Genomic DNA, 20,644 nt, shown 5'->3' with positions numbered 1-20,644 from the left:
TGCGCAGGAGCAACCCCATGTCCTACCAGCTGACCGCAGGCACCCTCGCGATTGTGCAGCACCTTGGGGGCAGATGGTCCCGTCATCACGCCATGGTGCGTTGCCCCGCCCATAACGACCGGACCCCCAGCCTCTCGATCCGGCAGGGCCGAACCTCGATTCTTGTCCATTGCTTCGCCGGTTGCGACAGCACCGACGTCATGCGCGCAATCCGGCGGGTGCTCGGGAGCCCCATTCGCGACCAGCTTCCGCGACCCGAACCGGCCAATGACCGAACCGCGCCGTTCCAACGATTGTGGGACGAGGCCCTGCCGGTCGAGGGCACGCTGGCGCAGCGCTACCTCCACGACATTCGCGGCATTCGCTTCATTCCGCCTGATATCCGCTTCCACCCTCGCTGCCCGATGGGCAGGGGGCGGCAGGCACGCTTCCTGCCGGCGTTGCTCGTAGGTGCGTTCCGGCTTCAGCGCCTCATCGCAATCCAGCGCCTGTTCCTTGATCCGGCGACGGCGGAGCGAACACACCGCATGATGCTGGGGAACTCGCGCGGCGGGATATGGCCGGCTCGATTTTCTGGCCCTGTGATGACGATCGCCGAGGGCTTCGAAAGTGCATGCGCGTACTGGCAGTTGACTGGCCGGGAGGCTGGTTCTTGCTTTGGCGTTCGCAATTTCGCGAATTTCGAGCTCGTATCCGCAACCTCCACCATCGCGCTGCTTCCGGACAATGACGCTGAAGGCCAAAGCTTCGCTCGACATGCTCTCGCGCAGCGTCGTGAGCAAGGCATCGCCGTGTCGATCATCGCCTGCCCTTCGGGGTACGGCGATTGGGCCGATATGGTCCGTCCGCTGAAACTGCCAATGGTTAAACCGTCGTGGGACAACCGTGCCTTCGATGACACCAAAGAGCATTGTCCCGACCGGCATTGGGACGTTTATGCCACTCCCGTTGCTAACGGCGGACGATCGCTTGCTGCGTGAGCGGACGTTTGTGCCTTTGTTGGAACTGCGGCGTCGGATAGCTAAGAATGGTCGATGGTGCTCCAGAAACTTTCAGGCCGCCAGCCTCGAATTGCGAATCCGAATGTGAATGCGGGATACTGTGTCATCAATCATTTGGTGGATATCCGCCGTTGGGATCGGGCGTCCAAGCCTTGATAAGCTCGGAGCGCATCTCGTCCCAATGCTCCTGACTTGTAGCATCCGGGAATCGGCGCTGCACATAGGTTAGGTCTTCAAGTGCCCCGCGCGCGGCCCGGTTAAAGGCGTCCGATGAAATGCATTCATTCTTCAGAAGCCTCAAGTTCATGCGGGCGATGCCACGCAGCGCTGCTATGCCAAGGGCAGTCCCAATTTCAGCCTCGTTCTTCATATGCATTATCCTTCGTAGAGCTGCCCGTAAGCGCTGTCCGGCCCCCACCTTGCGTGGGTGATGCCCAGCGTGGAGTTTGCGCGGCCTGATTTGGGCCGAGGGCGTTACTCCTATGATAATCCCGTGTGATGATCCTGTGAGCAAGGGCCCGCAGCGGTTCGAGATATTCACGGGCAAAGGCAAGCGGCGGGAATGGCCGCCGGAGCTCAAGGCCTCGATTGTCGCGGAATGCTATACTGGCGGCGAGCGTGTCGGCGCTGTCGCGCGGCGACATGGGCTTGATCCTTCGCAGGTCTATGCCTGGCGGAAGGATTTGCGCAAAGAACTTGAGGGTCAGGGATTGGCGCCTCCCCTGACAGAGCCGGTCAGCACGATGTTCGTGCCAGCAGTGGTCGAGCCGTCCACGCGACCGGAACCGGTAGCTGCGCGCCGAACACGGCGCAGGCGGCGTACCACAGCTGCTGCTGTCGAACTGGAGATCGATGGCGTGGCGGTGAAGATTGCGCGCGGCGCCGATGCCGGCGTGATTGCCGCGGTAATCGAAGCGCTCAAGGCCCCGCGATGATCGGGCCCGGTTCCGGCGCGCGCGTGATGGTCGCAACGCGTCCGGTAGATTTCCGCAAAGGGCCTGACGCGTTGGCTGCGCTGGTCGGTGCCGAGTATGGCGGCGATCCCTTTTCCGGAGTGATCTACGTGTTCCGGGCCAAGCGCGCAGACCGGATCAAGCTGGTCTGGTGGGACGGCACCGGCCTGTGTCTGATGGCCAAGAAACTTGAGCAGGGCGGCTTCAAGTGGCCGGGCATTCAGGATGGTGTGATGCGGCTGACGGCAGCGCAATTGGGCGCGCTTCTGGAAGGGCTGGACGGCGCCGGGTGCATGGCGGACGCAAGCCCATCGCCCCGCAAATTGCCGGTTGACGGGGCTTTCTCCTGCTGATTCAATGCGTCCATGCTCATGGAAGCGGACCTTCCCGAAGACGTTGAAGCGCTGCGTGCGTTCGCACTCGAGCAGTCCCGCAAGCTCGCCGAAGTGACGGCGGCCAAGGGCGAGGCGGACGCCGAGATCGAGCGGCTGCAGTCGATTGTCGATGCCTTCATGCGCCACCGGTTCGGTGCGCGTTCCGAACAACTTGACCCTGATCAGTTGCAGCTTGGCCTTGAAGATGTTGAGACCGCGCTGGGTCAGGCTCGTGCGGCACGCGACGCGGCAATCGGCCAGTCCAGGTCTGACCGACCACGCAAGGTCAACCGTGGCTCGCTGCCTGCGCATCTCGAGCGGATCGAGCAGGTTGTCGATATCGAGGACAAGACTTGCCCTTGCTGCGGCGGGGCGCTCCATCAGATCGGTGAGGACGTTGCCGAACGCCTTGATGTGGTGCCGATCACCTTCCGGGTGCTGGTCACGCGCCGGCCTCGCTACGGCTGCCGCGCATGTGAGGGTGCAGTCGTGCAAGCTCCGGCACCGGCGCGGATCGTCGAGGGCGGCATTCCGACCGAAGCACTGATCGCACAGGTCCTGGTCGCAAAATACGCCGATCACCTGCCATTGTACCGGCAAGCCCAGATCTACGCGCGGCAAGGTATCCAGCTTGATCGCTCAACGTTGGCGGATTGGGTTGGCAGAGCAGCATGGTACCTGCGCCCTTTGCGCGACCACATCCTGGAACGATTGCGACGATCCGAGCGATTGTTCGCCGACGAAACAACAGCGCCGGTGCTCGATCCCGGGCATGGCCGGACCAAGACGGGGCAACTGTGGGCCTATGCGCGCGACGATCGCCCATGGGGCGGCGATACCCTGCCAATGGTCGCTTATGTCTATGCCGCCGACCGCAAGGGGGAACGGGCGGAAGCGCATCTCGGCAATTTTGCGGGTATCCTGCAGGTCGATGGCTATGGCGGCTACACCGCGCTGGCCAAGCGCCGACAGCAGATCGTTCTCGCGTTCTGCTGGGCGCACGTCAGGCGCAAGTTTTACGAGCTGGCGGACAATTCCCCGGTCGCCGTCGAAGTGCTGCAGCGGATCGCAGCGCTCTACAAGATCGAGGACGAGGTGCGTGGTGCCTCTGCTGAACAGCGCCAGCAAATCCGACATCAGCGCAGCCGCGTCATTGTCGACGACCTGCGGACATTTCTCGAGACCAAAAACCGCCAAGTCAGCGCAAAGGCCAAGCTCGGCAAAGCCATCCGCTATGCGCTGACGCGCTGGGATGGCTTGTCACGGTTCCTCGATGACGGTCGCGTCGATCTCGACAGCAACACCGTCGAACGCAGCATCAGGCCGCTCGCCCTGAATCGCAAAAACGCCCTGTTTGCTGGTTCGGACGAAGGCGGCGACAACTGGGCGGTGATCGCCACGCTCATCGAAAACTGCAAGCTCAGCGGCATCAATCCGAATACATGGCTGACGCAGACGCTCGAAAAACTGGCCAACGGTCATCCGGCGAACAGCGTCGGCGAACTCATGCCGTGGATCGCCGTGGCCTGAGAACATCGCTTACAGCTGCCCTAAGATGCCCGACCGCAGTTTAACGAGCCGCGGCAAACGCCGCCATGAGCAAGATCACGACCTTGTCGCCCACCCGGTTGGCAGCAAAACGAGATCGGGCAGGGTTCTCAGTCGGCTTGCCTTGAGCATCGACGAGGAAGCGCGTCACGCCGACGTAGAAGTAACCTATTCAGCGCCTAGAATGGAGCGCCAGTCCATTTTAATCTCTGCGATTGATGCCTCGCGCCATCAGGCTACGATTTCTGCCGCTGTTTCGATTCCGAGGAAAATCAGCGCCTCCCGGAGTAGCGGCTCGAAATTGGCCAAAGTGACCCGACAGTCCTGATCGGCCTGCTGACAAAGGCGTTGCGCGGTTGTGATCTTGTGATCCGGCTTGAAGTCATGACGCACGAGATAGGCCCAATCTATGTGCAGCTGCTCTTCAAATGTTGTCTCTCCGAGCAAAATCCGGTTCACCAGATCCGGGTGGCACACCTTTCCGGGATCACGCCTGGCCAGTCGGTTTCTGGCGCCTGCATCGGTCCACACGGCCACCGGATAAAGCGTCTCGAGCGATGCGTGCACGTCGAAGTGGGCACCCCGCGCGGCGCGAAGGTTTGCAGGCGCAGGGTAGGCGAAACATTTCGCAGACTTCACGTTGTCCGGCTGTTTGTTGAATTCTGTCTTCGCCTGGCCGGCATCACCATCGACGATACCAACCGCCTTTGGTCTTTCCGGATGATGCTTATGCTGTGAGCGCCAGCCGATCAGCATGTCGATCACGTAGCTGTGACCGGCGCCTTCCCGTTTCGTCTCGAAACGAACTTGGTCGACAGCCGCCGGAAAGAACAGCTGGAGCGCACGGGCGACAATGAGCCTGTCGCTCTCGCCCTCGACGAAGATACGCGGACAATTCTCCTGCGCCAATTGCGCAGCGATGGCCTTTGTCTCTTCCTGTTGGCGGACCTGGGCGATCATCTCCGAAATCCGCGGTGCCAACATGGCCAGAGTGCCAAGGCTCTCGTCGATCCCCTTCGCGTCCGTCCTAGTGAGGGTGCCCTCGGCATCCGTGGTCCGGGTTACGAAGTTCAGAGCAATCTCCTCTACTCTCTGGCCTAGATCATAGAATGCTGGAGAATGGGTCGTGAGGAGGATCTGTGCCGTTCCCGTCCTGGCCAAGGCATGCAGTTCATCCGCAAGTTGGACCGCGCTCCCGATCTCGAGATTGTTCTCAGGCTCCTCATATGCCCAAATGCTGCTGATCGGCGGCCCACCGCGCTTTTGCAATGCGGCCTTTTTTTCCGCCATAAACCGCAGGATTAACGGAATGTGGCGAGCCTTGATGCCGTCACCCCGGTTGTTCAGCGACACCGATTTCTCGCCGCTCAGAAAATCGAGTCGCTCGAAGATGTGATACAGGTCCCGCGGCAGGGCCAGACGCGTATCGAAGCCCAACGACGCAGAGATGCTCGCAGTTAGTTCGTTTAGATGATCTCCGATCGATTGCTCGAACGCCGTGCTGGACTCATGGAATGTGCGCGCCGCCACTTCCGAGATGATCCCATAAATCCGGCCCCGCAGGTCGTCGAAGTAGGCGGAGTCCTTGATCGCCGGGACGTATTCGAACTCGATCTTGCGCAGGAGCGAATGTACGTTCGACTTCTCGGGGATCTTCACATCCTCCCAGATCTCCTGACCTCGCTTGCCCTTGGTGATGCGCTGGCCGTGATAGTCGTACTCCTCGCTCCATAGTCCATCCTCGCGCCAACGCTTCGTCCAAATGATCACGTGTCCGTTGGTCGCGTGATAGGTTTCCGGCAGTGCGATCTCGACGCGGACAACCACCTCCTTCGCCTTCCGGACGCGAACCGGTGCGAAGAAGTTGTAGTCCTCGCCGAAGGTGAACTCGACACCAGGGTTTGTCTCCCCGTTGAAGAAGAGATTCATCGCGCGCAGGATGTTGGACTTCCCGCAGTCGTTCTTGCCAACGAAGATTGCGAGCTGTGAAAGATCAGCGTCGATCAACCTGATTGAACGAAAATTCTCGATGTGGATCGATTTGATCGTCGCCGCCACTACATCCCCCCAAGCCCCGTCTCTCCAGACGAGGCAATAACAAGCCAGAGCGTGTTATTTCGCCCACGTCATCGAAATAGAGCAAACGATGGACTTCGCCAAGCAAGGCTGAGGGCGCTACCATAGATGTGCAAAACGGCGACCGAATGAGCCAATCTGCACGCCGTTGCACCACCGCCTGACGAACGCCGGCTTTCAGGATCTTACGCGAGCAGGTTGAACGTCGGAATTTATGGCGCATAGCTGCCCGGCAGTTGGCAGACTAGCGAATGGCCAGTTCTCGCGTGAGCCGACAATCCCGCCACTGCATCGGAACGGCGCATGTGGATCGGTAGCTGCCGACGGCGCTTTTGGCGCGAGAATGACGGCTGTCGAAATCGACAGCCGTCAATAAAGTCGAGGGGGAGAGGGACTGGTGAACCTTCAGGAGCTCACCAGCGATGTACACCATCCCGTCTTTGCCTGCCCCCGGCGTCCTTGCCGATGCGGATGCCTTTCTCGCCAGCCCGTCAGGCCAGGGCTGGCTTGGTCAGTTGGCCGATAATTTCCCGCACACGCGCTACTGGCGGGACCGCTCGGATTGTTGGTCGCTGCGCCGCCTCAACGCGCTCGCGGCCAGCATCATCGACGCCCGTTATGACGGGCACGATGTCGAAGAGGCGATGGAAGCGGAATATCCTCCCGCCGAGTTTTGGCCGCCCTGGCACCACGAAGTTGCTTCCGAGGTCCGCACTCTGCTGCGGGATGCCGGGGGCCGCGTTGACGACGACGAAATTCTCGATACGATCCGGTCCGGGTGGGAGGACATGGCCGCCGACCGGGACGACAGCTGCGTCGGCGATCTCTTCGCAAGTTACGACCGCTGCGAACTCCTGTTTCGTTTCAGCCCCCATCGCTGGCTCGACGACAGCTTGCTGCACGCGCACCGCCCTTGGCCGGAATTCGCCGAGTTGGCGGTGACCGATAACCTGCAGTTCGTACTCGGCAATCTCGGCTACACGATTAGCCAATATCGCAAGGCTTCGGGGAATAGCCACAAAGCCTATAGACCGCTTCCCCGCCTTGCCCGTCGGCGCCCGGCACCGATTGTCAGCTGGGAGCAGGTCGAAGAACTGATCGACAATGCCTGTTCGACCTCGTTCCTGGTCTGCCTCTACGCCATCGTGCCGATCCCCGAGTTAATTGATCTCGACCTGACCAAGCCCGTCACTTTCGAGAAATGCTGGGTGGCGAGCCTCGATCCGATCAACGGCACGTTCCACGATGTGCCGGCCAATGGGCCGGTGACGGTGATGCCCGCAGACGGTCGCTTCCTTGCCGGGGGGCACTTGCAATGGTCACCCGAGAACATCTGCGGCCTCCATACTCCGCACTATCACGCCTCGGTCAGGAACTGACGGATGACGGGCTTTTTCCGCCTCAGGCGGGAAAGGTGAGTGGGAGGGGTGAAGGAGTCGAGGGCGGGTAAGCCCGAGACACAACCCTCAATCAGGCCCCAGGGAAGCAAGACGGGGCTTGTCCCAAGGAGATGTGGATCGGCGTGCAAAAAGGACCCGGCTAGCGGGGTGATCGGCGTCCAAAAGGGAACCACCATTCCGATGGTTTAGACAGCGGCCTGGATTTTCAGGTGGCGAGATCGGGATGTTGGTGGTGGAGACAGTTGTACGCATCAGGCGCGAGCACGCGGGCGGCAAGGCGATCAGGGAGATCGCGCGGGATCTACGGCTGTCGCGCAAGGTGGTGCGCAAGGCGATCAATGCGACGGAAGGCGCGTTTGACTATCATCGCACGGTTCAGCCGCGGCCTCGGCTCGGGCCGTTTCAGGAACGGCTCGATACGCTGCTGAGCGAGAACGAGGCGCGGCATCGGCGTGACCGGCTGCGGATGACGCGGATCCACGATCTGCTGCTGCGTGAAGGGTTCGAGGGTTCGTATGACGCGGTGCGGCGCTACGCCCGGCGCTGGGCGGATGGCCGCCGCAAGGATCCCGGCGGCGACGTGCCTGCATTCATCCCGTTGCTGTTCAAGCCGGGCGAGGCCTACCAGTTCGACTGGAGCCACGAGGACGTTGAGATCGCGGGCAAGCCGATGCGCGTGAAGGTGGCGCACATGCGGCTGTGCGCGTCGCGGGCGGTCTATGTTCGGGCCTATCCGCGTGAGACGCAGGAGATGGTGTTCGACGCCCATGCCCGCGGCTTTGCGTTCTTTGGCGGGGTGCCGTTGCGCGGCATCTACGACAACATGAAGACCGCGGTGACGACGGTGTTTGTCGGCAAGGAGCGCGTGTTCAACCGCCGCTTTCTGGTCATGGCCGATCATTATATGGTCGAACCAACCGCCTGTTCGCCAGCGGCAGGCTGGGAGAAGGGCCAGGTCGAGAACCAGGTCCAGACGATCCGTGGTCGCTTTTTCCAGCCTAGGCTGAAGTTTGCCAGCATCGAGGAACTGAATGGCTGGCTTGAGGCCGAGTGCCTGCGCTGGGCGGCGATGCACGCGCACCCCGAGCAAAAGGACATGACCGTGTCCCAGGCGCTGGAGGCCGAGCGGCCCGCACTGCAACCAATGCTGGCGTCGTGAGCCAAAGTCGTTTTGGGGCTTTCACGAGACGAGCCACGCGGTGACCGGCACATGCCTGATCAGCTTTGACCGCAACCGCTATTCCGTGGCGGCACGCGCGGTGTGCCGTGCGGTTCAGGTCCGCGCCTATGCCGACCGAATCGTGGTGCGCCTGGGGGATGAGGTTGTCGCCGAGCACCCGCGCTGCTTTGGGCGCGACCGCACGCTCTATAATCCGTGGCACTATCTGCCGGTGCTGGTGCACAAACCCGGTGCGCTGCGCAACGGCGCGCCATTCCAGGACTGGGCCCTGCCGCCGGCGCTGGCCCGGCTGCGGCGCAAGCTGGGCAGCGGGGACGAAGCCGATCGCCGCTTTGTCCGCGTGCTTGCCGCCATATCCACCGACGGACTGGAGGCGGTCGAGGCCGCCATCAGCGAAGCGTTCGATACCGGCGCTGCCAGCGACGAGGTGATCCTCAATATTCTGGCGCGGCGGCGCGAACCACCAACAGATCAGCCACTCAGCGTCGTAGTCGATCTCAAACTCAAGCATCCGCCCCGCGCTGATTGCGCGATCTATGACACGGTGCGAGGCCACAATGCAGCGGCATGAGATGATCGACGCCATGCGCGCGCTTGGCCTCAAGGGGATGGCCGGCGCGTTCGACGAGGCGGTAACCACCGGCGTGCAACGCCAGCGCACCACGCCCGAGATCCTGTCCGACCTGTTGCGCGCCGAAGCCGCCCATCGCCATGCGGCCTCGATCCGCTACCGCATGAGCGCCACAAAACTGCCAGTGATCAAGGATCTCGACGCGTTCGTGTTCGACGGCACGCCGATCAACGAGGAACTGGTCCGCTCGTTGCACGCCGGATCGTTCCTGCCCGGCAGGCGCAATATCGTGCTGGTCGGCGGCACCGGAACCGGCAAGACCCACCTGGCCATCGCCATCGCCGCCAGCGTTGTGCGCGCCGGGACCCGAGGGCGCTACTTCAACACCGTCGATCTGGTCACCCGGCTTGAGGACGAGGCGCGCATCGGCAAGGCCGGCGCGCTCGCCGCCCAGCTCAGCCGCATCGAACTCGTCGTGCTCGATGAACTGGGCTATCTGCCGTTCGCCCGTTCCGGCGGCCAATTGCTGTTCCACCTGATGAGCAAACTCTACGAAAAGACCTCGGTAATCATCACCACAAATCTGGCGTTTGGCGAATGGCCGACCGTGTTCGGCGATCCCAAAATGACGACCGCGCTGCTCGACCGCACCACCCACCATTGCGACATCATCGAAACGGGCAACGACAGCTGGCGCTTCAAACACCGCAACTGACCCGGCCAAACCTCGATAAAAATTTACTTCGCGCTGGGGCTGCCTCCGGTCGGGCTACGCCCTCCCTACGCCAGCCCCAGCGCGAAATCAGCGCCCGGCATCAACCCAAGTGCAACGCCGCCAAGTGGTCCCCTTTTGCACGCCGATAGCGGGTCCCGTTTGGACGCCAATTGACAACCAAGGGCAGCAAGCTGCGTGCCGTGCCGCTTTCCAAAGGTGCCATCGCCATTCTCAGGCGCCAGCCCAATACCAATCTATCACAGATTGTGTTCCATCGAACCGATGGCCAAACGATGGATTGGGTGTCGTCGCAGTTCGGGGCAACCGCGCGCCGGTTGACAAGCAAGTGGTCACAAAAGTGGTCACACCGTGGGCACCCCTTCGTGCGCTTCAAATTCCACGATTTGCGCCATCTTTTTGCCGTTCGCTACCTTCGGGATGGCGGCGGAATCTACGCACTTCAGGGCATTCTGGGTCACACGAGTGTCAAGACGACGGAGATCTATCTCGCCTTCCTGACACCCGACCAGCAGCACGCGGCCAAGCTGGGGTAGTCACAAAAGTGGTCACAGCACCAACGGTTTTGGGCCGTTTCATGTTAAAAGGGGAAATTCCCATGTGGGAAAAAGTGCCGATTATCAAGGATTTGGCGGAGACGGAGAGATTCGAACTCTCGGTACAGATGTATCCGTACGACGGTTTAGCAAACCGTTGGTTTCAGCCACTCACCCACGTCTCCGGATCGCTGCGGCGAGGGCGCGCTATACCTTCGGTTTTTTGGGCGCGCAAGGCGGTTGCGGATTTTTTCCTGGGAGGCGCGCGCAGGCGTGCAATGGGGCTGTCGGACGCGAAAAACGGGCGAGTCATCGTGGGTTCATTGTCCGGGGGCAATTGTCCACCACCAGGACGGGTGATGCACTTGCCAGATGGACAGGGTGCGGCAAACGTAATGGGGGATGCCTGCCGTTGGCTTTCCTTTACGTGTTTGGGCAAAGGTGGGGCGCTCGTATGATCAAAGGCACAGTTATGGCATCGCGCAGGATTTCGGCCCTTGGCGCCGGCCTTGCGCTGATGGCGGCGCCGCTGGCGCATGCGCAAGTGCAGACGATCGATCCCAACAGCGCGATCGATGCCGATATCAACCATGGCCAGGCTCCGTTGCCGGCCGTACCGGCAACGCCGCAAGCGCCATCGGTGCCGCAGCAGCTCCCGCCATCCGACCAGGCTCCGCCATCCGACGAGGCCCCGCGATACGACCGCGCCCCCCAATCCGATCAGTCAACCGGCACCGGCGGCGGCGCGTCGGCAGGCGCCGGCTATACCGCGCAGGGGCAGGGTGGCCAGGTCGGCGGCCCTGTTGCGCAAGGCAGCGGTGACACCTACAGCGAAAACGAACTGTTCAACGCCGCCGAGAACGTCTTCGGCAAAGGTGCGCGCGGGCTGGCCCTGATGATCCGCGACATCCTGAAAAAGCAGGGTGAGCCCGACGGCTATATCACCGGCAGCGAAGGCGGCGGCGCGTTCGTTGTCGGCCTGCGCTATGGCAGCGGCGTGTTGCATCACAAGATCGAGGGGCAGCAGCCGATATACTGGACCGGGCCGTCGGTCGGGTTCGATGTCGGCGGCAGCGGCGGCAGCACGTTCGTGCTGGTCTACAATCTGCACGATACCGAAAAGCTGTATGGCCGCATCGCCGCTGGCGAGGGCCAGGCTTATCTGCTCGGCGGGTTCAACGTGTCGTATCTGCGCAAGGGCGACCTGGTGGTGATCCCGGTGCGCATGGGTGCGGGGCTGCGGCTTGGCGTCAACGGTGGCTATCTGAACTTTACCCACAAGCAGAAATGGGTGCCGTTCTGAGTTCATAAAAACTCTTAAACGGCTTGCGCCGCCGCGTGGCGAGGGGCAAGGGGGCGCCGGTTATTATCCCCGCGAAGGCCGTATCCCATGCTTGAAGCTCTGTCGCCGCAACCCGCCGATGCCCTGCTGGGCCTGATCAAGCTGTTCAACGCTGATCCGCGCGCCGACAAGATCGACCTGGGCGTGGGCGTCTATCGCACCGCGACCGGCGAAACCCCGGTGTTCAGGGCGATCAAGGCGGCCGAAGCACGGCTGGTGGAAACGCAGGACAGCAAATCCTACCTCGGTCCCGACGGCGACATGGGCTTTGTCCACGCGCTGATCCCCTATATCTTCGGCACCGGTTTTGATCGCGCGCGGGTCGAGGGGATGCAGGCGCCGGGCGGCACCGGCGCGGTACGGCTGGCAGTCGAAGTGGCGAAGCGTGCGGGTGTCCGCCGTATCCTTATGGGCGTGCCGTCGTGGCCCAACCACGCGCAGATCGTGGCGGCGGCGGGCATCGAACTGGTGACGTTCGGCCATGTCACGCCCGAGGGCACGGCCGATCTGGACGCCTTGAAGACGGCGCTTGGCCAGGCGGGCCCGGGCGACTGCGTGATGCTGCACGGTTGCTGCCACAACCCCAGCGGCGTCGATTATACCGAAGCGCAGTGGGACGAGATCGCGCCGCTGCTGGCCAGCCGCAATGTGCTGCCGCTGCTCGATCTCGCCTACCAAGGGCTTGGCGCGGGGATGGAGGCGGATGCCTATGGCTTGCGCCGGGTGCTCGGCGCCGTGCCCGAGGCTTTGGTCGCCTATAGCTGCGACAAGAATTTCGGGCTGTATCGCGACCGTGTCGGCGCATTTTATGCCGTGACCAGCGATGCCGAGGCGTTGAACCGCGCAATGACCAATGGCGCGTCGATTGCGCGCGCCAGCTGGTCGATGCCGCCCGATCATGGCGCGGCGGCGGTGCGGATTATCCTGGGCGATGCCGCGCTGACCGCAATGTGGCTGAGCGAGCTTGACGACATGCGCGATCGCATGCGCCAGGTGCGCGACCGGCTTGCCGCCGCGCAACACGTCGGGCCGATCGCAATGGCGCCGCTGGGCATCCAGAACGGCCTGTTTTCAATCCTGCCGCTGACCCCGGCGCAAATCCTGACATTGCGCGACAAGCACGGCATTTACATGGCCGGATCGGGCCGGATCAACATCGCCGGGCTGACTACGGGCAATATCGAACAGTTTATCGAGGCATTGCGCACCGTGGCCGCCTGACAGCGTCCGCGGAACGAGGATATCAAGACGCCGCGCGCGTCGTGCTCTGCATCCGCATCAGATAGCGCGCCAGCACGTCGATTTCCAGATTGACCGCAGCGCCCGGCACCAGCGCGCCCAGCGTGGTCACATCTGCGGTGTGCGGGATGATATTGACGCCGAACCGGGCGCGACCATCGGCTTCGTCGGACACGGTGTTGACCGTGAGCGACACCCCGTCGATCGTGATCGAGCCCTTGGCCGCGATATACGGCGCCAGGTCTGCGGGCGCGAGGAAGTCTATGCGGCGCGACGCGCCATCGCGCGTGATCGCGGCGACTTCGCCGATGCCGTCGACATGGCCCGATACGATATGCCCGCCGAGCTCTTCACCCAGTTTCAGCGCGGGCTCCAGATTGAGCCGCGCACCTACCTGCCATTGCGCGGGCACGGTGCAGCTGATCGTTTCGCCCGAGACATCGACCGCAAACCAGCCGGTGCCGGTTTCGCCGCCGAAACCGGTGCCCTTTTCGACCACCGTCAGGCACACGCCCGAACACGCGATCGACGCGCCGATCGCGATCGAGCACTGGTTTCGCGCAGTCGAGATCGTGACGCGGTGGTCGCCCGTGTCCTTCAGCGCCAGCACTTTGCCCAGTTCGACAATGATGCCCGTGAACATTTTGCGCGATTCCCTTTGTCAGCCGTCCAGGCGGTCGTAGATGTCCAGCGCGTCTCTGCCAAGCTGGCACTGGTCTACCAGCCGCCAACGATCATGCGCATCTGCAAGGTCGTGAAGCCCGATATCGCCGATCGACGCCGCGCCTGCACCGATCACGATCGGCGCGCGGTATATCATCAGCCGGTCGACCCGGTCGGCGGCCAGGAATGTTGCCGCCGCGCCCGCGCCGCCTTCGACATACAGGTATTGCGCGCTGCCGAACGCATCGGGCGCAGTGATGTCGGCAACCGCGTGCCACCCTTCGGGCGCAGTGCCGCGCGAGAGCACGTATCGCTGCGGGCTGCGCACCTCCAATCCGGGCAGACGCACATCGAGCCGGGGATTGTCGGCGCGCAATGTCGCGCCGCCCACCAGAATCGCATCGCTGCGCGCGCGCATGGCATGGACATGCGCGCGCGCAGCGGAACCGGTGATCCACTGACTTTCGCCCGAGGCCGTCGCGATTCGCCCGTCGAGCGATGTCGCCAGCTTCAACGTGACATGTGGCCGGCCGTGGCGCGTGCGCAGCAAATACCCTGCCAATGAGGCGCGGGCCGCAGCATGGTCGATCACATCGACGTGGATGCCTGCCTCGCGCAGCCGGGCAATGCCCTGGCCGGCGGTACGCGGATCGGGATCGGTACATCCGATGACCACGCGCGCCGGCGCCGCTGCAATCACCAGATCGGTGCAGGCGGGCCCGCGTGCGCTGACATGCGCACAAGGTTCCAGGGCGACATACAGCGTTGCGCCTTTGGCCGCGCCGCCCGCCATGGCCAGCGCGACCGCTTCGGCATGGGGGCGTCCGCCGGCTTGCGTATGGCCGCGCCCGACCACGCGCTCGTTGGCGACAACAATCGCGCCGACCGCAGGATTGGGACGGCTGAGCGGGCGGCCCTGCGCAGCGATGCTTGCGGCCGCCGCCATCCAGGCGTCATCGCCCGGCGGCATTATGGCGTGGCCGTGGCTTCAGGATCGATGACCGGCTTTGCGCCTTTGTCGAGAAACCGGTTGAGCAGCGCCTGGTCCTTGGCGGCGCGGGCCTTGTCTTCGGCAATGCGGTCGATCTTGCCCTGTTTATACATCGTGTCGGTATCGAGCCCGGTGGCAGAGCCGACTGCCTTGTACATCTGGCGCATGTCTTCGGCGCGCGCTTCCTCGGCGGCGGCTTGGGCTTTTGCCTCCCGCGCGGCCCTGATGTTGCCCGCGATGATATCCTTGTCGCTGCGATCGGCGCGCCAGCTTTCGAAATACAGGATCTTTGGCGGCGGCGGCAGCGCGCGGCCCTCCTGGTTGACCATCAGCCAGAAGATCGATCCGGTAATCAACGCGGCGATCGCCAGCGCGGGAAAGCGGAATTCGCTGGGCGCGCCCAAGATCTGCCAGATGTCGCGGATCGCCCGGCGCGGCGACACATTGCTCCAGAAAGTGCTCATCACGCTGTTATAGGCATTGCGCGGCAAAATTGCCAGTTCAACCAAACGGCTGATACAACGACGGTCCCTGCCGATTGAGCCAGCGATTGGCCGTATCGACGCTGCCCTCGAACAAATCGGCCAGACAGCGGTGGAACGCCGGACTGTGATCGAAATGCGCCAGGTGCGCGACTTCGTGGGCGACCACCGAGCGGCGCACCGCGTCGGGGGCCATGACCAGGCGCCAGTTGATGCGGATCGTGCCATCGGCCGCGCAACTGCCCCAGCGCCGCCGCGCGCGTGACAGCGCTACTTTCGGCGCGTCTGCACGCCCGAGCCGCGCACAATAATGTGCCAGATCGTCGGCAATCAGGCGTCTGGCTTCGGCTTCCAGCCAGCGCGCGGTGCGCCCGGCCAGGTTTTCGAGCGGGCCGCCGATCACCAGCCGATCCTCTATCACCGCCGGCTTGCGCCCCGCCTGTGCGTTCCATTCGATCGCCAGGTCGCGGCCCCGGTATGCGACCGTGGCGCCCGGCGCGATCGTCACCACATCGGGAACGCGCGCGATCTGCGCGGCGAGCCAGTCGGCGCGCGATGTCGCAAACGCCAGCGCCTCGCGCGCCGAAACCCAATCGGGCATCGACACCCGCACCGCGTTGCCATCGGGGGCCAGCCGCAGCGTCAGGCGCCGCGCATGCGCCAGCTTGCGCACTTCCAGCGGCAGCACCCGATCACCGACGCGCACTTGCGGCGCAGGCGTTTCGCGGCGCAGGCGGCCGGGCAACCAGCTCACCAGAGCACGCCTTCATCGTCGTCTTGCCCGTGCGCATGGAGTGGCACGCCGTCGGCATCGACGATATGATCCTCCAGTGGCCCTGCGATCACTTCGCTGATCGCCTTGCCCACCACCGATTGCCCGGCGCGGTGCACGGCATCGCGATCGCCCGACTCCAGGTAATGCCAGTCGGGCAGGGGACTTCCTTCGGCGCGCAGGCGATAGGCGCATGTTTCGGGCAGCCACGGCACTTCGTTGACCAGCCGCAGCGTCAGCCGCAGGCAATCGGGCACGATCGCCTTGCGATGGCGATAGTCGGAACAGCGTCCGGATTTCAGATCGAGCAGCTTGCACGCGACATTGGTGCGCCAGACATCACCGGTGTCTTCATCTTCCAGCTTGTGCAAACAGCATTTGCCGCAGCCATCGCACAGCGCTTCCCATTCCTCGCGATTCAGTGCGGCCAGCGGCTTGTTCCAGAAGCGGTTGACGGGTGGGGCGGCTGTCATTGCACCCAGGTTTCGAGCTCGGCCGCCACCGCCTTGCCATCCTGGTCGACCGGCAGCAGCGCGATCGGCTTGCCATCGGGGCCCATCAGATAGGCGGCGCGGCTGTGGTCCATCAGGTATGTGCCCGGCGTCGCGCCTGCACGCTTCTGGTAGAACACCGCAAACGCCTTGGCCGCCGCCGCGATCTGCGCCGGCGTGCCGGTCAGGCCGATCAGTTCGGGGCCGAACGCGCCGGCGTATTGCCCGACGACGGCGGGTGTGTCGCGTGCGGGGTCGATCGTGATGAACATCGGGGCAACATGCGCGGCCAGCGCCGGATGCGCTTTGGCAAACAGGTGATAGCCCAGCATCATGTGTTGCAGATCGAGCGGGCAGACATCGGGACAGAACGTATAGCCGAAATACACGATGCGGTATTTACCCGAAAAATCGGCGTAATGCACTGTCTTGCCTGCTTTATCGACCAGGGTGAACGGGCCGCCCAGCGTCGATCCGGACAGCGGCGGGTCTTGTCTGGGCGTGCTCTGGCTGCATCCGCCCGGCACGATCATCAGCAACGATGCGGCGCAAAAGGCCAGAGCCAGGCGCAAGCGGGGCTTCGAGGCATATCGGGGGTATATGGCTGGCATGGCGCTTCGGTTCATGCTCTGCTAACCCGCCGCTGGCAAGGGTTGCCCTGGCCATAACAATAAAAGGCACGTGCCGTTCCGCGCGGAAAAATGACGCGTAAACATCACTGTTGCCATGATAGACATGGCGAATGGCGAGGCGCAAACACGTATTATTGAGGATCGGATCGACGTGAACAGGAACTTTGGGTTGCGCGCAGGAAACTCGTTCGCCGCCGCGCTGGCGGCAGTGGCACTGGTGGCAGGCATGGCCGCGCCGGTACCGGCGGCTGCGCAGTTTTCCGAAAGCTACAAATTCCTCGATGCGATCCGCAAAAAGGATGGCGACGCTGTCAACGACATGTTGAGCAAGCCCTCGACCCAGATCGTCAACACCAAGGACATCACCACTGGTGACAGCGCGTTGCACATCGTGACCGCGCGGCGCGACATGGTGTGGATGCAATTCATGATTGCCAAGGGCGCCAATGTGAACGCGCGCAATTCCAAGGGCGAAACCCCGCTCGAAATCGCGGCTGAACTCGGCTTTGTCGAAGGCGTCGATTTGTTGATCAGCACTGGCGCGCGCGTCGACGAGACCAACAACACCGGCAGCACACCGCTGATCGATGCGGTCAGCCGCCGCGATCTGGAAGTCGTGCGCAGCTTGCTGAAAGCCGGGGCAAATCCCGACCGGCCCGACAATTCCGGCCGTTCCGCGCGCGATTATGCAACGCTCGATGGCAAGGAAAGCCCGGTGCTGGCCGCGATTACCGAATCGCGGGCGCGCGCCGGCGGCGGCCACAAGACCTATGGACCCACGTTCTGAGGGCTGATCACATGACGATGGCATACGCGACTGACGAATTTCGGCTGCAACTTGCGCCTTTGATTGCTGACGCGGCGGCGTTCGACGGCTGGACCGATACCGCGGTCCTGGCCGCCGCCAACATGGCAGGCGTCGATGGCGAAGCCGCACGGTTTGCCTTTGACGGCCAGGCGATGGCGATGATCGCGGCGTGGATCCACGCCATCGACAGGGACATGGCCGCGGCCCTGCCGGCCGAGCACCTGGCCACGCTGCCGATCCGCGAACGCATCCGCGTGATGATCCAGTTCCGCCTCGATGCCATCGCCGGGCAGCAGGAATCGCTGCGCCGCGCGTTGATCGAAATGGCCAAGCCGCATCATGTCGCGCAGACCGCGCGGCTGGCGTGGCAGACCGCGGACGTGATGTGGCGGCTCGCGGGCGATACCGCGACCGATTACAACCATTACACCAAACGCATGACGCTCGGCGCGATCTACGCGGCGACACTGTCGGTCTTTGCCGACGACACCAGCGAGGATCATGCCGACACCCGCGCGTTCCTGGCGCGCCGCATCGACGGCGTCATGCGCTTCGAAAAGCTCAAGGCGCAAGTGCTCCACCCCAAAGGCGACCGCTTCAGCCTGTCGCGCTTTGCAGGCCGGCTGCGGTATCCCGCGACCTAGGTTGAGGGTTGGGGGAGGATCGGGGGGCGTACCTCCCACGCATGACCAATTGATAACCTGTCTCTAATGCGAATGACTTGCAATTGTTTGCCTGCTGTGGCAGCCCGCAGCAGTGACCCTTGACCAACTCCCCATTCGCACACCTGCGCGCATCGTCGCGGTCGACTGGGCCGCGCTCGTGCCCGAGGAGGCGCAAAGGTTGCAGGCGCTGGGTCTCGATGTTGGCGCGCAAGTGCAACTGGCCTATCGCGGCGTGTTCATGACGCGTGATCCGCTGGCGGTCGAAGTCGGGCGGATGACGGTCGCACTGCGCCGCGTCCACGGGGCAGCAATGGAAGTCGTGGCTGCATGAGCCGCTTGCCCGCCGTCGTCGCGCTGGTCGGCAATCCCAATGCGGGCAAAAGCGCGCTGTTCAACGCGCTGACCGGCGCGCGCCAGAAAATCGCGAATTATCCTGGCGTCACCGTCGAGCGCAAGGCCGGGCGCATGCTGATGCCCAGCGGCGAACCGGTCGAACTGATCGATCTGCCCGGCACTTACGGGCTCGATACCACCAGCCCCGACGAAGAAGTCACCCGCCGCGTGATCATGGGCGAACAGCCGGGCCAGGCGCGGCCCGAAGTGCTGGTGATCGTGCTCGATGCGTCAAACCTCGAACAGCATCTGGTGCTCGCGCAGGAAGTGATCGCGCTGGGCCGGCCGACGGTCGTGGCGCTCAATATGGTCGATCTGGCGGCGCGCGACGGGCTGGTGCTCGATCCGGCGGCGCTGGCGGCAGAACTGGGCGTGCCGGTGATCGAAACCGTAGCGGTGCGGCGGCGTGGCCTGACCGAATTGGCGCACGCGGTCAGCGTCGCGCGGGACAGTCTCGAAACCGGCCAGGCAAAGCCCCGCGCGGCGCTGACGATGAGCGAACGCCGGATGATGGCGCGCACGATGGCGCGCGGCGCGGTCCTGTCCGAAACGTCGCAGCACCGGCTGCACGCGCGGCTCGATATGGTGCTGCTGCATCCCTGGCTGGGCCCGGTGATCCTGTTCGCGCTGCTGTTCATCGTGTTCCAGGCGGTGTTCAGCTGGGCCAAGCCGTTTCAGGACGGGCTCGATGCGCTGTTTTCCATGGGCTCGGCCGAATTGCGGACTGTGATGCCGCCGTCGCTGTTGCGCGATCTGCTGACCGATGGCGTGATTGCGGGCGTGGGCACGGTGATCGTGTTCCTGCCGCAGATCCTCGTGCTGTTCTTCTTCATCCTGATGATGGAGGCGACCGGCTATATGGCGCGCGCTGCGTTCCTGATGGACCGGATGATGGCGGGCGTCGGCCTGTCCGGGCGCAGTTTCATTCCGCTGCTCTCGTCGTTTGCCTGCGCGGTGCCCGGCATCATGTCGACACGGTCGATCACCGATCCGAAAGACCGGCTGACCACGATCCTGATCGCCCCGATGATGACCTGTTCGGCGCGGCTGCCGGTCTATGCGGTGATCATCGCCGCGTTCATCCCGGCGCGCAATGTGCTGCCGGGCATGGGGTTGCAGGGGCTGGTGCTGTTCGTACTGTATCTTGCCGGCATCGTCGGCGCGATGGCCGCCGCGCTGATCTTCCGCCGCTCGCTGACCAAGGGCGAAGCGTCGGGCTTCATCATGGAATTGCCCAAATACCAGCTGCCGACGGTGAAGGACATGGCGCTCGGGCTGTTCCAGCGCGGCTGGATCTTCCTGCGCCGCGCGGGAACGATGATCTTTACCGTCGCGATCGTGCTGTGGCTGCTGCTGAATTTCCCGCGCGCCGAGCCGGGACAGGATCAGGTCAACGCATCGGTCGCCGGGCACATCGCCAATGGCCTGGCGGTGGTGGTCGAACCGATCGGCTTCAACCGCGATATCGCGCTCAGTTTGATCCCGACTATGGCCGCGCGCGAAGTCGCGATCAGCTCGCTGGCGACGACCTATGCGGTCGGCGCCAAGGACGACGCAGCGCGCGCAATCGGCCTGTCCGGGCAGCTGAAACGCCACTGGAGCCTGGCGACGGCGCTGGCCTTCCTGGCGTGGTTCGTTTTTGCGCCGCAATGCATGTCGACGATCGCGGTCACCCGGCGCGAAACCAACGGCTGGAAATGGCCGGTGTTCATGCTCGGCTATTTGTTCGGCGTGGCATATGTGTTTTCGGGCATCGTCTACTGGACGGCGGTTGCCGCAGGTTTGGGCTAATTT

21 protein-coding genes, 1 tRNA gene and 1 pseudogene are annotated in these 20,644 nt (G+C 63.5%); 14 read left to right on the top strand and 9 right to left on the bottom strand.

Annotation, left to right across the window (positions count from 1 at the left end; genetic code table 11):
* The first annotated feature begins 17 nt into the window (after positions 1-17).
* Positions 18-980: a DUF7146 domain-containing protein gene (locus tag ACOOE2_RS12910; protein WP_420383402.1), complete on the top strand. Its 963-nt coding sequence runs from the start codon at positions 18-20 to the stop codon at positions 978-980.
* A 127-nt stretch (positions 981-1,107) separates the two neighbouring features.
* Here ACOOE2_RS12910 and ACOOE2_RS12905 read toward each other — a convergent pair whose 3' ends face one another.
* Positions 1,108-1,371 carry a hypothetical protein gene (locus ACOOE2_RS12905; RefSeq protein WP_420383401.1) on the bottom strand — a complete coding sequence of 88 codons (264 nt, stop codon included), beginning with the start codon at positions 1,369-1,371 and terminating at the stop codon, positions 1,108-1,110.
* Between the two features lie 136 nt (positions 1,372-1,507).
* Here ACOOE2_RS12905 and tnpA point away from each other — a divergent pair, with 136 nt between their 5' ends.
* The 3 genes from tnpA to tnpC are packed head-to-tail and all read left to right on the top strand — an operon-like array spanning position 1,508 to position 3,858.
* On the top strand, positions 1,508-1,936 hold the full coding sequence (gene tnpA / locus ACOOE2_RS12900; RefSeq protein ID WP_420381197.1) for an IS66-like element accessory protein TnpA: 429 nt from the start codon (positions 1,508-1,510) through the stop codon (positions 1,934-1,936).
* The gene (gene tnpB / locus ACOOE2_RS12895; protein ID WP_420383400.1) at positions 1,933-2,307 is read left to right on the top strand and encodes an IS66 family insertion sequence element accessory protein TnpB; all 375 of its coding nucleotides are present in this window, start codon (positions 1,933-1,935) and stop codon (positions 2,305-2,307) included. The genes tnpA and tnpB overlap by 4 nt, the downstream gene beginning before the upstream one ends.
* Positions 2,308-2,319: 12 nt before the next feature.
* Positions 2,320-3,858 (top strand): IS66 family transposase, encoded by a 1,539-nt coding sequence (gene tnpC / locus ACOOE2_RS12890; protein ID WP_420383399.1) that lies wholly within the window; start codon positions 2,320-2,322, stop codon positions 3,856-3,858.
* A 249-nt stretch (positions 3,859-4,107) separates the two neighbouring features.
* On the opposite strand, the gene ACOOE2_RS12885 is transcribed toward tnpC, so the two are convergent.
* Positions 4,108-5,934, bottom strand: coding sequence for an ATP-dependent nuclease (locus ACOOE2_RS12885; RefSeq protein ID WP_420383398.1), 1,827 nt, complete (start codon positions 5,932-5,934; stop codon positions 4,108-4,110).
* 440 nt (positions 5,935-6,374) lie between these two features.
* Here ACOOE2_RS12885 and ACOOE2_RS12880 point away from each other — a divergent pair, with 440 nt between their 5' ends.
* From ACOOE2_RS12880 to ACOOE2_RS12865, 4 genes and pseudogenes are all read left to right on the top strand, one after another.
* Positions 6,375-7,331, top strand: coding sequence for a hypothetical protein (locus ACOOE2_RS12880; protein WP_420383397.1), 957 nt, complete (start codon positions 6,375-6,377; stop codon positions 7,329-7,331).
* A gap of 244 nt (positions 7,332-7,575) precedes the next feature.
* Positions 7,576-9,103: pseudogene (gene istA, locus ACOOE2_RS12875) on the top strand (IS21 family transposase).
* Positions 9,090-9,818, top strand: coding sequence for an IS21-like element helper ATPase IstB (istB, locus tag ACOOE2_RS12870; protein WP_420382185.1), 729 nt, complete (start codon positions 9,090-9,092; stop codon positions 9,816-9,818). The pseudogene istA and the gene istB overlap by 14 nt, the downstream one beginning before the upstream one ends.
* Before the next feature lie 170 nt (positions 9,819-9,988).
* Positions 9,989-10,372, top strand: a complete 384-nt coding sequence (locus ACOOE2_RS12865) for a tyrosine-type recombinase/integrase (protein WP_420383396.1) — start codon at positions 9,989-9,991, stop codon at positions 10,370-10,372.
* Between the two features lie 93 nt (positions 10,373-10,465).
* Here the strand turns inward: ACOOE2_RS12865 and ACOOE2_RS12860 are convergent.
* Positions 10,466-10,557: transfer RNA gene (locus ACOOE2_RS12860), tRNA-Ser, on the bottom strand.
* A gap of 287 nt (positions 10,558-10,844) precedes the next feature.
* Here ACOOE2_RS12860 and ACOOE2_RS12855 point away from each other — a divergent pair.
* Both ACOOE2_RS12855 and ACOOE2_RS12850 read left to right on the top strand, forming a co-directional pair.
* Entirely contained in the window at positions 10,845-11,675 is an 831-nt protein-coding gene (locus ACOOE2_RS12855; protein ID WP_420383395.1) for a DUF1134 domain-containing protein, read from the top strand.
* An 87-nt stretch (positions 11,676-11,762) separates the two neighbouring features.
* Positions 11,763-12,935, top strand: a complete 1,173-nt coding sequence (locus tag ACOOE2_RS12850) for an aromatic amino acid transaminase (protein ID WP_420383394.1) — start codon at positions 11,763-11,765, stop codon at positions 12,933-12,935.
* A 22-nt stretch (positions 12,936-12,957) separates the two neighbouring features.
* On the opposite strand, the gene ACOOE2_RS12845 is transcribed toward ACOOE2_RS12850, so the two are convergent.
* The 6 genes from ACOOE2_RS12845 to ACOOE2_RS12820 are packed head-to-tail and all read right to left on the bottom strand — an operon-like array spanning position 12,958 to position 16,963.
* Positions 12,958-13,596: a riboflavin synthase gene (locus ACOOE2_RS12845; RefSeq protein ID WP_420383393.1), complete on the bottom strand. Its 639-nt coding sequence runs from the start codon at positions 13,594-13,596 to the stop codon at positions 12,958-12,960.
* A gap of 18 nt (positions 13,597-13,614) precedes the next feature.
* Positions 13,615-14,586, bottom strand: a complete 972-nt coding sequence (gene ribD / locus ACOOE2_RS12840; RefSeq protein WP_420383392.1) for a bifunctional diaminohydroxyphosphoribosylaminopyrimidine deaminase/5-amino-6-(5-phosphoribosylamino)uracil reductase RibD — start codon at positions 14,584-14,586, stop codon at positions 13,615-13,617.
* A complete protein-coding gene (locus ACOOE2_RS12835) occupies positions 14,586-15,071 on the bottom strand; it encodes a hypothetical protein (RefSeq protein WP_420383391.1) in 486 nt (161 codons plus the stop codon). Before ACOOE2_RS12835 ends, ribD begins: the two co-directional genes overlap by 1 nt.
* Positions 15,072-15,108: 37 nt before the next feature.
* Complete coding sequence (locus ACOOE2_RS12830) at positions 15,109-15,843, bottom strand: M48 family metallopeptidase (protein WP_420383390.1); 735 nt, start codon at positions 15,841-15,843, stop codon at positions 15,109-15,111.
* A complete protein-coding gene (locus ACOOE2_RS12825; RefSeq protein ID WP_420383389.1) occupies positions 15,840-16,334 on the bottom strand; it encodes a YcgN family cysteine cluster protein in 495 nt (164 codons plus the stop codon). The genes ACOOE2_RS12830 and ACOOE2_RS12825 overlap by 4 nt, the downstream gene beginning before the upstream one ends.
* Positions 16,331-16,963, bottom strand: coding sequence for an SCO family protein (locus tag ACOOE2_RS12820; RefSeq protein WP_420383388.1), 633 nt, complete (start codon positions 16,961-16,963; stop codon positions 16,331-16,333). The genes ACOOE2_RS12825 and ACOOE2_RS12820 overlap by 4 nt, the downstream gene beginning before the upstream one ends.
* A 247-nt stretch (positions 16,964-17,210) precedes the next feature.
* Here ACOOE2_RS12820 and ACOOE2_RS12815 point away from each other — a divergent pair, with 247 nt between their 5' ends.
* From ACOOE2_RS12815 to feoB, 4 genes are all read left to right on the top strand, one after another.
* Positions 17,211-17,771 (top strand): ankyrin repeat domain-containing protein, encoded by a 561-nt coding sequence (locus tag ACOOE2_RS12815; RefSeq protein WP_420384611.1) that lies wholly within the window; start codon positions 17,211-17,213, stop codon positions 17,769-17,771.
* 11 nt (positions 17,772-17,782) lie between these two features.
* Positions 17,783-18,436: a COQ9 family protein gene (locus tag ACOOE2_RS12810; protein WP_420383387.1), complete on the top strand. Its 654-nt coding sequence runs from the start codon at positions 17,783-17,785 to the stop codon at positions 18,434-18,436.
* Positions 18,437-18,548: 112 nt separating this feature from the next.
* Complete coding sequence (locus ACOOE2_RS12805) at positions 18,549-18,788, top strand: FeoA family protein (RefSeq protein WP_420383386.1); 240 nt, start codon at positions 18,549-18,551, stop codon at positions 18,786-18,788.
* Positions 18,785-20,641: a ferrous iron transporter B gene (gene feoB / locus ACOOE2_RS12800; RefSeq protein WP_420383385.1), complete on the top strand. Its 1,857-nt coding sequence runs from the start codon at positions 18,785-18,787 to the stop codon at positions 20,639-20,641. Before ACOOE2_RS12805 ends, feoB begins: the two co-directional genes overlap by 4 nt.
* Positions 20,642-20,644 lie beyond the last annotated feature (3 nt).

The sequence above is a fragment of the Novosphingobium sp. genome, assembly GCF_965214355.1.
Lineage (GTDB): Bacteria > Pseudomonadota > Alphaproteobacteria > Sphingomonadales > Sphingomonadaceae > Novosphingobium.
The sequence above is the reverse complement of the archived record's forward strand: the minus strand, read 5'-3'. Positions and strand labels throughout refer to the sequence as shown.

Excerpts from the sequence above, each read along its gene's own strand:
- ACOOE2_RS12910 (WP_420383402.1), top strand. The coding sequence starts at position 18 with ATGTCCTACCAGCTGACCGCAGGCACCCTCGCGATTGTGCAGCACCTT.
- ACOOE2_RS12905 (WP_420383401.1), bottom strand. The coding sequence starts at position 1,371 with ATGAAGAACGAGGCTGAAATTGGGACTGCCCTTGGCATAGCAGCGCTG.
- tnpB (WP_420383400.1), top strand. The coding sequence starts at position 1,933 with ATGATCGGGCCCGGTTCCGGCGCGCGCGTGATGGTCGCAACGCGTCCG.
- tnpC (WP_420383399.1), top strand. The coding sequence starts at position 2,320 with ATGCTCATGGAAGCGGACCTTCCCGAAGACGTTGAAGCGCTGCGTGCG.
- ACOOE2_RS12880 (WP_420383397.1), top strand. The coding sequence starts at position 6,375 with ATGTACACCATCCCGTCTTTGCCTGCCCCCGGCGTCCTTGCCGATGCG.
- istB (WP_420382185.1), top strand. The coding sequence starts at position 9,090 with ATGCAGCGGCATGAGATGATCGACGCCATGCGCGCGCTTGGCCTCAAG.
- ACOOE2_RS12855 (WP_420383395.1), top strand. The coding sequence starts at position 10,845 with ATGGCATCGCGCAGGATTTCGGCCCTTGGCGCCGGCCTTGCGCTGATG.
- ACOOE2_RS12850 (WP_420383394.1), top strand. The coding sequence starts at position 11,763 with ATGCTTGAAGCTCTGTCGCCGCAACCCGCCGATGCCCTGCTGGGCCTG.
- ACOOE2_RS12845 (WP_420383393.1), bottom strand. The coding sequence starts at position 13,596 with ATGTTCACGGGCATCATTGTCGAACTGGGCAAAGTGCTGGCGCTGAAG.
- ribD (WP_420383392.1), bottom strand. The coding sequence starts at position 14,586 with ATGCCGCCGGGCGATGACGCCTGGATGGCGGCGGCCGCAAGCATCGCT.
- ACOOE2_RS12835 (WP_420383391.1), bottom strand. The coding sequence starts at position 15,071 with ATGAGCACTTTCTGGAGCAATGTGTCGCCGCGCCGGGCGATCCGCGAC.
- ACOOE2_RS12825 (WP_420383389.1), bottom strand. The coding sequence starts at position 16,334 with ATGACAGCCGCCCCACCCGTCAACCGCTTCTGGAACAAGCCGCTGGCC.
- ACOOE2_RS12820 (WP_420383388.1), bottom strand. The coding sequence starts at position 16,963 with ATGCCAGCCATATACCCCCGATATGCCTCGAAGCCCCGCTTGCGCCTG.
- ACOOE2_RS12815 (WP_420384611.1), top strand. The coding sequence starts at position 17,211 with ATGGCCGCGCCGGTACCGGCGGCTGCGCAGTTTTCCGAAAGCTACAAA.
- ACOOE2_RS12810 (WP_420383387.1), top strand. The coding sequence starts at position 17,783 with ATGACGATGGCATACGCGACTGACGAATTTCGGCTGCAACTTGCGCCT.
- feoB (WP_420383385.1), top strand. The coding sequence starts at position 18,785 with ATGAGCCGCTTGCCCGCCGTCGTCGCGCTGGTCGGCAATCCCAATGCG.